This window comes from Hominilimicola sp. (assembly GCF_046972485.1).
Lineage (GTDB): Bacteria > Bacillota > Clostridia > UBA1381 > UBA1381 > Hominilimicola > Hominilimicola fabiformis.
This window is the reverse complement of the sequence record NZ_JBKVWU010000068.1, coordinates 1-11,742: the sequence shown is the minus strand read 5'-3', so window position 1 is coordinate 11,742 and position 11,742 is coordinate 1. Positions and strand designations below refer to the sequence as shown.

9 protein-coding genes and 1 pseudogene are annotated in these 11,742 nt (G+C 39.0%); 8 read left to right on the top strand and 2 right to left on the bottom strand.

Annotated features, from left to right (window positions below; translation table 11 throughout):
* The 8 genes and pseudogenes from ACLTU0_RS07965 to ACLTU0_RS07930 all read left to right on the top strand — a co-directional run.
* Window positions 1-782 (top strand): alpha/beta hydrolase (locus ACLTU0_RS07965; protein WP_412321966.1); only part of this gene is annotated, 782 nt, incomplete at its 5' end.
* 26 nt (window positions 783-808) lie between these two features.
* A pseudogene (locus ACLTU0_RS07960) lies at window positions 809-1,444 on the top strand (flavodoxin family protein).
* Window positions 1,445-1,458: 14 nt separating this feature from the next.
* Window positions 1,459-2,481 (top strand): flavodoxin, encoded by a 1,023-nt coding sequence (locus tag ACLTU0_RS07955; RefSeq protein ID WP_412321965.1) that lies wholly within the window; start codon window positions 1,459-1,461, stop codon window positions 2,479-2,481.
* A gap of 18 nt (window positions 2,482-2,499) precedes the next feature.
* Window positions 2,500-3,054: a flavin reductase family protein gene (locus ACLTU0_RS07950; RefSeq protein ID WP_412321964.1), complete on the top strand. Its 555-nt coding sequence runs from the start codon at window positions 2,500-2,502 to the stop codon at window positions 3,052-3,054.
* A gap of 23 nt (window positions 3,055-3,077) precedes the next feature.
* Window positions 3,078-4,049: an aldo/keto reductase gene (locus ACLTU0_RS07945; protein ID WP_412321963.1), complete on the top strand. Its 972-nt coding sequence runs from the start codon at window positions 3,078-3,080 to the stop codon at window positions 4,047-4,049.
* A 169-nt stretch (window positions 4,050-4,218) separates the two neighbouring features.
* Complete coding sequence (locus tag ACLTU0_RS07940; RefSeq protein ID WP_412321961.1) at window positions 4,219-5,013, top strand: carboxymuconolactone decarboxylase family protein; 795 nt, start codon at window positions 4,219-4,221, stop codon at window positions 5,011-5,013.
* A gap of 72 nt (window positions 5,014-5,085) precedes the next feature.
* Window positions 5,086-8,157, top strand: coding sequence for a carboxylesterase family protein (locus ACLTU0_RS07935; protein ID WP_412321959.1), 3,072 nt, complete (start codon window positions 5,086-5,088; stop codon window positions 8,155-8,157).
* A 26-nt stretch (window positions 8,158-8,183) separates the two neighbouring features.
* Window positions 8,184-8,996 carry a flavodoxin gene (locus tag ACLTU0_RS07930; protein ID WP_412321957.1) on the top strand — a complete coding sequence of 271 codons (813 nt, stop codon included), beginning with the start codon at window positions 8,184-8,186 and terminating at the stop codon, window positions 8,994-8,996.
* A gap of 33 nt (window positions 8,997-9,029) precedes the next feature.
* Here ACLTU0_RS07930 and ACLTU0_RS07925 read toward each other — a convergent pair whose 3' ends face one another.
* Window positions 9,030-10,376, bottom strand: coding sequence for an MATE family efflux transporter (locus tag ACLTU0_RS07925; RefSeq protein WP_412321956.1), 1,347 nt, complete (start codon window positions 10,374-10,376; stop codon window positions 9,030-9,032).
* Between the two features lie 168 nt (window positions 10,377-10,544).
* A partial coding sequence (locus ACLTU0_RS07920) for an S-layer homology domain-containing protein (RefSeq protein WP_412321954.1) occupies window positions 10,545-11,742 on the bottom strand: 1,198 nt, incomplete at its 5' end.

Genomic DNA, 11,742 nt, shown 5'->3' with positions numbered 1-11,742 from the left:
AGTCAAGAATGGGTTGGATGACAACACCTGACGGACGTGAGGGTTGGTCAACATCATTCCTAAGAAAAGGACACGGAGTATTTTTGGTAGACCAACCAAGACGCGGTGAGGCAGGAGCAACTGCTTCAATGACGAATGACAGTATTGATACATGGTCGGAAGATTCTAAAGAATATATGCCGGGTGACCAAGCATGGTACACACATTTCAGAATAGGCAGAGTTGCACCGGAGCGTTATGAGGGCTCACAATTCCCTGAGGGTGAGGAGGCACAAGACCAATTCTTCCGTCAAATGACACCGAATACAGGCAGCTTTGATATGGAAGCAAATGTTGCGGCTATGGATGAAGTTATGCAAGACGTTAAAGATATGACGGGCAAAAAGAGCATTTATGTAATTCATTCGCAAGGCGGCAGAGTCGGTTGGAATGTCAATCCCGAAAATGTAGCGGCAATCGTTGCAATCGAGCCGGGCGGAGCTCCTGAAATCGGTTCGGAACAATATAAAACATTACTTGCCGCAAATATTCCGATAGTTATGTATTTCGGTGATTATATCGATAACGGTCCGGAAGATATTCAGTCAACATCATTCTGGAAAAGCGTGCGTGACGGTGCAGTGGCATTTGCGGAAAGCTACAATAAAGACGGCGGAAACTGTACTGTTGTAAATCTTCCTGATGTCGGAATAACGGGAAATTCACACTTTATGTTCCAAGAAAAGAACAGTGAAGAAATAGCACAACACGTTGAAAATTGGATAAAGGAAAACGTAAAATAACTTGTCGAAGAAATGGAGAGATTAATATGAAAGTCGCACTTGTAAACGGAAGTCCGCATAAAAACGGATGTACATATACCGCACTTTGTGAGGTGGCAAAGACACTGAACGAAGAAGGGATTGAAACGGAAATATTTTGGATCGGTCCGAAAGCTTTGTCGGGGTGTATTGCGTGTAAATCGTGTGTAAGTAAAGGTGAGTGCGTATTTGACGATACTGTAAATGAGTTTCGTGAAATAGCGAAAGAATGTGACGGATTTGTATTCGGCTCACCCGTGCATTATGCAGGAATAAGCGGAGCAATGACATCATTTATGGACAGATTGTTTTACTCTGATTTTTGCGGAAACGGAAACAAAACATTTTATATGAAACCTGCGGCTTGCGTTATATCTGCAAGACGTGCCGGAACAACGGCAACTTTTGATCAGATGAATAAATATTTTACCATTCAAGAAATGCCTATTGTTTCATCGAGATACTGGAATATGGTACACGGTGCTAAGCCGGAAGATGTAAAGTAGGACTTAGAGGGATTATACACAATGAGAGTTTTGGGACGTAATATGGCATTTATGCTTAAATGCAAGGATATAGCAATGAAAAACGGTGTTGAATTACCAAAACAAGAAACACCTGTTTTCACTAATTTTATAAGATAAGGAGATAAACGAATATGAAAAAAGTAATTTCGATTTTAATGACTTTAGCATTTATGTTTGCATTCATTACCGGATGTACGGCGGCAGAGAGCGATAAGCAAGCGTTAGACAATGAATTTTTGCTTACAATGCAAATCGCTAATCCCGTTATGACTGTAAATGGTCAGGAAAAGAATATTGATGATGACGGTACAGCTCCGACTATTGTCAGTGACAGAACGCTTGTACCGGTAAGAGCAATTATTGAATCAATGGGCGGAAGTGTTAATTGGGACAGTGATACAAGCACAGCAATGCTTGAATACAACAACGACATAATAACACTTACAATCGGAAGTGAAACCGCATATTTCAATGATAATGCAAATACCCTTGATACCGCTCCGCAGATTATCAACGACAGAATAATGTTACCGATAAGATTTATTGCAGAAAGCTTTAAATTTGATGTTGAATGGGAGCAGGGCACTCAAACGATCACAATAAAAAGCAATACTTTAAATCCAACTGTAACAACAGAGCCAACAATAGCACCCGATAATCAGACGAACGGTAGTAAAGCGTTGGTAGTTTACTATTCGGCAAGCGGAACTACCGAAAAAATTGCAAAATATATAGCGAATGCGGCAAATGCGGATATTTTTGAAATTCAGCCTGTCGAGCCATATACGGCTGATGATTTGGATTGGACAGATGAAAGCAGTCGTGTTGTTAAAGAACATGATGATGAAAGCTTAAGAGATGTAGAGCTTGCTTCAACAACTGTACCGAATTGGGATACATATGATACGGTATTTATCGGTTATCCTATTTGGTGGGGAATTGCCGCATGGCCGACAGACGGATTTGTTAAAGCAAATGACTTTACAGGTAAAACAGTTATTCCATTCTGTACATCTGCAAGCTCGGAAATCGGTGACAGTGGTAAACTTCTTGAGGAAGAAGCAGGTACGGGAAATTGGCTTGACGGTATGAGATTTAGGTCAAGTGCAAGTGAAGATGACGTTAAGTCTTGGGTAGACGGATTGGAAAAATAATTATTGGAGGTTATAACAATGAGAAAGAATTTTGGCGCAAAGCCGTATTTATATCCGCAGCCGGTTATGATTATCGGCACATATGATGAAAACGGAAATGCCAATGCTATGAATGCCGCATGGGGCGGTATTGTAGGTATGGATAAGATTATTATTGATTTATCAAGTCACAAGACAACAGATAATCTTATGCAAAGAAAGGCTTTTACGGTAAGTATAGCCGATACAGAGCATATGACGGAATGCGACTATGTCGGTATAGTGTCGGCAAAAACCGAAAAAGATAAAATGAAAAAGGCGAATTTCACAACAACAAAAAGTGAATTTGTTGACGCACCGATTATAAACGAATTACCGTTGACTTTGGAATGTGAGTTAATCAAAGTAGTGGAGGACAGTTTGTATTTAGGTAAAATCGTCAATGTTAACGCAGATGAAAAAATACTCGGAGATGACGGTGAAATCTCGCTTGATAAATTCCGCCCTATAACATATGATACAGTCCACCACGGATATTATGAATTGGGTAAAAAAGTCGGAAATGCTTTTAAAGATGGAGAAAAATTGAAATAAATATCTTTGTAGGAGAATTTAAAGTGAAATATATAAATTTAGGTGACGGTGAAATTAAAATCTCTGCGTTGGGATTAGGCTGTATGGGGATGACTCATGCTTACGGAAAACCGTCAGATGAAAATGAAATGATAAAATTGATACATTCTGCATTTGATATGGGAATAACTTTTTTCGATACTGCGGAATGTTATTTGGGAACAACGGAAAATGGAGATATTGCGTCTAATGAAGAACTTGTCGGTAAAGCACTAAAGAATTATCGTGATAAGGTAATTATAGCGACAAAATTCGGAGTAAAGCATAATAATACCGAACTTATAACCGACAGCAGACCCGAAACAATTATAAAGAGTGTTGACGGCTCGCTGAAACGATTGGGTACAGATTATATTGATTTGTATTATCAACACAGACTTGATCCCGACGTACCCGTAGAAGAAGTTGCGGGAACAATCAGTGACCTTATAAAAGCAGGTAAAATTCGTGCATGGGGTATTTCCGAAGTGGATGAGGAACATATCAGGCGTGCGGATAAAATATGTCCACTTACGGCAATTCAAAACAGATACTCTATGATGTACCGTTATTATGAGCCGCTTATGCCTGTTTTAAAAGAACTGCAAATCACATTTGTTGCACACAGTCCGTTGGCAAACGGCTTTTTGACTGGAAAATACAATAAAGAATCGGTGTTTGATAAAGTGTATGATTACAGAAGCGATATGCCGCAGTTTAAGGGAGATAACCAAGAGCTTTTGGATATGCTAAATAATATAGCCACAGAGAAATATTCCACTCCCGCACAAATTTCACTTGCGTGGATGATGGCAAAAGGAATTGTACCTATTCCGGGAACAAGAAAGCTACAAAGACTTGAAGAAAATATCGGTGCGGCTGATATTTTGCTTACCGACGAAGAAGTTTCACGAATTGATGAAACATTGAACACAATAAAAATGTCAGATGTCTTTTGGGGACACAAAATCAAATAAGTTTTAAAGGATGCAATGGGGCAAAACACATTGTATCCTTTTTTATTTTCGGTTATAACCTTTTGGTTTAAACCGAAGAACATATCGATACTTCTGTATATAAAATGTTTATGCTACAATTATTACAGTGAATAAATCACATAAAGATAAATCATAGGAGGTCAAATTTATGTCAAAGAAAATTATAACAATTATTATTGCGGCGGCAATGATTGCAAGTTCGGCAATTAATGCTTTTGCCGTAGGAAACACTTCAAATAATTCATTTAATGTTTCGGCACAGACATATACAACTATGAGTGCAACAGATAAAGAGAAATTTATAAATGATAATTTGGATGTCAAACTGCAACATATGTCATCTCTTGTTACGCTTACTGCAAACGGAGATTATGACAAAATTGCGGAAGAAGTTAAAAACGCACTTGACAGCGGACTTACAGCCACAGAGATAAAAGAATCAATATACCACAGCGGTGCATATTGCGGATTTACACGAGCGGCAAAAGCGTTGGACGCAGCCGATACCGCATTGAAGGCTTTGGGGCAGGATATTACATATTCAAGCAGAATAACGTCAAGTGAAGATGTACGTTATGACGAGGGACTTGCCACTCAAAGATATTTGTTCGGACAGCAGATAGGAACGATAACCGATGATATGGACGGCGCTTTGAAGCTGCAAACAAAGCTTCTTTCGGGAATATGTTTCGGTGATTTTTACAATCGTACGGGATTGTCATTATATACAAGAGAGTTTCTTACATTCTGCACAATCGTAGGAAACGGAAATTGTGCGGGACAACTTAACGGACATATTAATGGTAATCTAAGTGTAGGTCACTCAAAGGATATGCTGCGTGCGGCGGTATTGCTCAACGAAAAATATAACGGTGAAGAAAAAACACAGCTTGCCCTTGATGTTATTGACAGCAATACAAATGAAGTGTCTGAGTCACCGTAACCAGAGCCGTCAATTCCTACAAATACAATAAAGACAAATTATAAAAGTGACAGTGAAGAATTGCTCGGAATCATGTCGCACTTTAAGACTGATGATACAGACAATTATGTAAATAACAATCTTGACAGTCAAACACAAGAAATATTGATAAATGCGGTAAATGCCGTTATTGATAATACCGATATTCCGAAATCGGACGATAAAGCAACACAAGTTTTAATAGATATTGCGGTTATGTCGGCACAAGGCGGCAGAGAAAGCGAGATACCGTCAAAGGTTTCGGAGGGACTTGATGCAGGACTTACTAAGGATAATATGCTTGCCGTTCCGCTTTTGCTTGCACCTTATAACGGTTTCCTAAGAACGCTTAATATGAGAGCGTCATTATCCTCGGCACTGGAGGACAATGATACACAAAGCGGTCAGGAAATTAAAACAACAGTAACAATGACAATAGGAAACCCTATTATGACCGTAAACGGCAAAGAACAAAATATAGATGATGATAATACTGTGCCGGTAATCAAAGACGAAAGAACACTACTTCCTATTCGTGCATTTGTAGAGGGAATAGGCGGACAAGTCCAATGGGACGAAAACACAAGAGCGTCAACTCTTACATATAACGATACAGAAATAAAACTTACAATAGATTCAAATACCGCTTATCTCAACGGTGCAGAAAAAACACTTGACGTTGCACCTACAATCATTAACGACAGAACTATGCTGCCGATAAGATTTATCGCAGAAAGTTTCGGATATACGGTTATGTGGAATCAAGACAGCCAAACAGTGAGTATTATAAATGCGGATAATATAGAAAACGTATTCGCAAAGGGTGATATTAACCCCGCATCACCTAAATTTACCGGTACGTCATATATGAACTGGCTTACCCAATACAATGAAGAAACCAAAATACCTGCATTCGGACAAGTAACTTTTGAGCCTTGCACAAGAACTGATTGGCATTATCATGACGGCGGTCAGATCTTACTTGTGACAGAGGGCGTCGGCGTGTTTGAAATGGAGGGCGAGCCTGCAAGATTAATGCAAGCCGGTGATGTAATTCTTATTCCACCGGGTAAAAAGCACTTTCATTCTGCTATAAACGACAGTTGGTTTGCACATATTGCAATAGGCGTAAATCCGGGTGTCGGAACAACAAATTGGCTTGATAAAGTTACAGACGATGAATATAATGCGGCAGTAGAGGAGGCTCGTGCAAACGGAACTATTCGTGAAAAGAGCGATATAATGTTCCCAAAGGGAGATTTGTTAAATGAAAAGGGATACAGCGGTGCAGTGTACAAAAACAAGCTTGTTGAGAACGAAACAACATTTAATTGCCCTGAGGTTGATAACTACACTATGGAAAAAGGTGCAAGAACAGATTGGCATTCTCACGAGAGCGGTCAACTCATAATCGTAACAAACGGAACGGGCTTATATCAAGAAGAAGGCAGTGATGTAAGAGTTGTAAAAGCCGGAGATGTCATAGAAGCAAAACCCGGAGTAAAGCATTGGCACGGTGCAGCAAATGAACAGTTTGCTTATATTGCCGTAAACGGTAATCCGGGACATGACAAAATAACTTGGGATAAAGCCGTAACCGATGAAGAATATAATTCCGTACAAGCAGGCGGAAATACGGCAGTAGTTAAAACCGATTCGGGAAATGTTCAAGGATATGTAAAAGACGGAACGTATACATATCACGGAATACCTTATGCGAATGCAGATGAAAGATTTGTTCTGGCTCATAAAACAGACAGTTGGGACGGTACTAAAACTGCATATTCATACGGTCAAATAGCACCACAGTCGGGCGGCAATAATTTGCCGACAATGAGCGAGGATTGTCAAAATCTTAATGTATGGACTCAAGGTGTGAATGACAGAAAGAAACGTCCCGTAATGGTATGGCTGCACGGCGGCGGATTTTCAACAGGTTCGTCAATAGAAAGTCCTGCATATGACGGTGAAAATCTAAGTAAAAAAGGCGACGTTGTAGTTGTTTCGATTAACCACAGATTAAATTCTTTGGGACATTTGGATTTGTCGGCATACGGAGATAAATATAAATATTCGACAAACGTGGGAATGACAGATATTATTGCCGCTCTTGAATGGATAAAAGATAATATTGACCAATTCGGCGGTGATCCCGACAATGTAACCGTATTCGGTGAATCCGGCGGCGGTGCAAAGGTGCTTGCACTTATGACAAGTCCGTATGCAAAGGGATTGTTCAATAAAGGTATTGTCGAAAGCGGAGCGACAGAGAATATGGGCGCAAAGTTTACCGACTTAAAGGCAAGTCAAAGAGTAACAGAGATTACTCTTGATAATTTGGGAATTACACCTGACAGAATTGAAGAACTGCAAAATGTTTCATACGAAGATTTAACCGCTGCATCCGATAAAGCACTTGTACAAGCTGCCGAGGAAATGGGTATATATGAGGAATTTGTAAACGGATATTCGCTTTTATGGGAGCCGGTTATTGACGGTGATTTTCTTCCTACAAGTCCCGTTACTGAAGACGGCTTTTCCGAGGCAGGCAAGGATATTCCTCTTTTGATTGGCTCTAATCTAAATGAATGGACTGTAATGGGTAACCCTATGGCAAATTCTAATGAAGAATTGAGTACAGAAGAATTAAATAAACGTCTTACAGATACTTACGGCGATAAAGCACAAGAAGTGCTTGCCGCATTTAAAAAGGCATATCCTAATGAATCCGATACTTCGGCACTGTATGTGGATAATACACTTATCAGATTACCGATTTTAAAACTTACCGCACATAAGGCTGACCAAAACGGTGCACCGGTATATTCATATGTATTCAGTTGGGGAACATCGTATCATACTGCTGAAATACCGTTTGTGTTCAACAATATTGATAAGGTAAGCGTAAGCGGTGACAGAGATGAAGCAGAAAAACTTTCGGATATTATGAGCAGTGCATGGATTAATTTTGCTAAAACGGGAAATCCGAACGGTGACGGAATACCTGATTGGGAACCATATACGAGAAGTAATTCGGCTGTTATGATTTTTGACAATGAAACATATCTTGTACATAATCACGAACAAGAGCTGATGTCGCTGTTAGCACCGAATTATAAATATTAATATTTACGGAAAGGCTATGATTAATTATGAAAAAAATAATAGGCTTCATAATTGTAATGATGATGTGCGTTGTCGGCACAACATTTGCAAATGCGGCTGAAATGAATTATTCGGACGGCACGCTTACGATAAACGGTTTAAACGGCAGTGCCGATTTATTACACGCATCATATACAGACTGTGTTTTGGACAGTACGGAAATTTTGAATGTATCCGACGGAACGTATAATATTAATGCAAAAAACGGTGATAAGTTGTTTTTGTGGGATAATACGAATACAATGAAACCGCTTAGCGGAAATATAATCGTAGGTGAAAAAAATCAAGGTGAAAATCTTGAAGAAGATACTCAAGGGAAAATTCTTGTTGTGTATTTTTCGGCTCAAAGTCATACAGAAAGAGTTGCAAATTATATTGCACAGGAAACCGGTGCAGATATATTTGAACTTGTACCGAAAAATCCGTACACAAGTGCTGATTTGAATTATTCAAACAGTAGCAGTCGTGTTGTGTATGAATATCAACATCCCGAAGAAAGAAATGTCGAACTTGTATCCGCAGTACCGCCGAATTGGGATTCTTATGATACCGTATTCGTAGGTTATCCTATCTGGTGGGGAGTTGCCGCATGGCCCGTAAATGGATTTGTTACGGCAAATGACTTTACCGATAAAACGGTTATTCCGTTCTGTACATCCGCAAGCTCCGGGATAGGTCAAAGCGGAACTCTTTTGAGAGATTCCGCAAAAGGCGGAAACTGGCTTAACGGTATGAGATTTTCGTCAAGTGCATCTGAAAGTACAGTGAAAAGTTGGGTAGCAAGTCTTGATTTGAATTAATAAAAAATAGCTTTCTATGGTGAGCATAGAAAGCTATTTCGTTGTGTGAATGTTTTTTCTCTCTTTTTGCATAAGCAAGCACGCAAAAACGCATACGAGCAATTCGGTAATAGGAAACGCAATCCATATTCCGATAATTTGTAAGGTATGATTTAACAGCCACATTAACGGAATCAGCAAAACACCTTGACGACAAAGTTGAATAATAATACTCGGTACAACTTTGTCTGTTGCTTGTTTATATGTTGCAATCATTGTAGAAAGTCCGCTGAATACAAACCCTAAAGACATTATACGCATTGCAGTTATGCCCAATAAACGCATTTCTTGTGATGCAGAGAAAAGAGAAAGTATTTCATCCGGGAAACACATAACCAAAAATGTTCCTACAAACATCATAATTGTTGCAAAGAGTGTTCCGATTTTGTAAGTTTGCCATAAGCGAGCCTCTTTTTTAGCTCTGTAATTAAACCGCATAATCGGCAAACAGCCTTGTATAAGACCGTTTACTGTCATAACAATTAATTGTTGTACCTTGAAATATGCTCCGAAAAAAGCCACCGCCGTATCGGAATAGTTTACTAAAAATACATTTACGAAGTTTACCATGAAAGAACCTAATGCGTTCATTATAAAAGATGGTAAACCGTATGAAATGAGCATTTTGAGTATTTGCGCATCAAAGCGATAGCCTTTTAGAATCGGCTTAACTTTTTGCTTTGTGAAAAACAACTGTATCAATGCAATCAGCATTGACAGAGTGTATCCCAAAACTGTTGCGAGTGCCGCACCAGCAATACCCATTTCCGGAAACGGTCCGACACCGAAAATAAGCAATGGGTCGAAAATAAAATTAAACATTACACCGATAATTTGAAACCACATCGGTGCAATCATATTACCGGTTGCCTGCAACATTTTTTGAATTGCGATATGTACCATATTTGGAATCTGCATATACGCACAGATTTTCATATAGCGCAATCCGTATTTAAAAATCTCATTATTTTGCGTGAATGTAGCGTAATAGGGTTTTATAATAAAAAGCGTTGCTATGGTTACTGCCACACCGACGGACAAAGACAACAGAAGTCCGAGTGTTGCCGCCGAATCGGCTTTTTTCTGCTTGTTCTGACCTAAATATCCCGCAATCAAAACATTAACGCCGACGCCTATCCAAATAGATAACGCATTCATAAGTGTAGTAATCGGAAATGAAAGCGAAACTGCGGCTAGTGACTGTTCGTTGATTTTTGCGACAAACATACTGTCTACAAGGTTGTATGAATACTGTAAAAACATCGAAATAAGCGGCGGGGCAGACATTTGCAATATCAGTTTGTTTATAGGTCTATATGCCATTTTATTCTCTGCGTTCATTTTTGCACACTCCCATAATTATATATACTGTAATTATAACGTGAATACTGTTGTATTTCAACCGATATTCTGCATTTTTTAATAAAACCGGTGCAATAAAAGGCAGTCTAAAATGATATGCACCCCAAAAGTTAGACACTTTTGGAGGTGCATATTTTTATTATGATATTATTTTATAGTGTATATTTTATTAAATACAGCTGCGGCTTGGGCACGAGTGGTATTTGCTTTAGGGCGGAGGGTATTATCCGTGAAACCACTTATAATTTCATTCCCGCAAGCCCATTGGAAAGCAGAAACAGCATAATCGGAAATGTCTTCCGTATCTGAATAACTGTCGAGTGTATCAATTATAGAAGTGTCAATTTGTTTATATTCTGCAAATCTCTTTAAAATCGATACCATCTGCTCACGAGTTATATTATCGTTCGGAGCAAACTCTGTGTCGCTGTAACCTGAAATAATATTATTCTCACTGCCCCAAGCGACAGCATTTGAGAAATAATCATTTTCATTTACATCAGTGAAGTTATAATCAACATCGGATTTTGTTTCGCCGTCAATTCTGTGAAGAACAGTTATAAACATTCCTCTCGTAATATCTGTATCAGGAGCAAATTCCGTATCGCTTACACCACTCATTAATCCGTTGTCATATGCGGATTTTATCGGGGCATAATACCATTCATTTTCTGCAACATCATCAAACCACCAATCGTCTTTGCTGGACGGTGTAGGTGTTTTTTGCGGAGAGTCGTTTATTTCTTTGAATGTTACGTCAACGATTACTTGGCTTCCTGGCATTACGAATGAAAATTCATTGTCGGCTGTCTTTGTAACTTCAATTACATTTCCCTTTGAATCAGTAACTGTTACAGTATCAACCTCATAACCGTCATTCGGTTTTGTATTAACCGTTACGTTTTCACCCAATGCGGCATTTTTCTTTGATATATTCATACTTCCGTTGTCGTATGTCTTGTTTGCAGAAGAAATACCGTATTTTGCAGAACTTCCGCCGCCACTGCTGCTTGGTTTTGAAGTAGGAATTGGTGTAGGAGTAGGTTCATCTGATTCTATACCTGTTACTTGAACATCAATACTGTCGTCAATTCTGTATTTTGGATAGTATGCGTATATCTTTGCATTACCATTGCTTAGCGGAATAACTTCACCGTCATCGGTAACAACAGCTATGCTGTTATCTGTTGAATAATACTTGACTTCACCCGCATAATCATTCCAAGGGAAAGCTTTTGTTTGAAGTGTTGTTGTATCATTTTTTCCGTTTAATGAAACGTTTTCGGCACCATCGTTGATTTCTGCAATAAGTGGTTTATTAGAGATAAACATGGTATATGCGTTA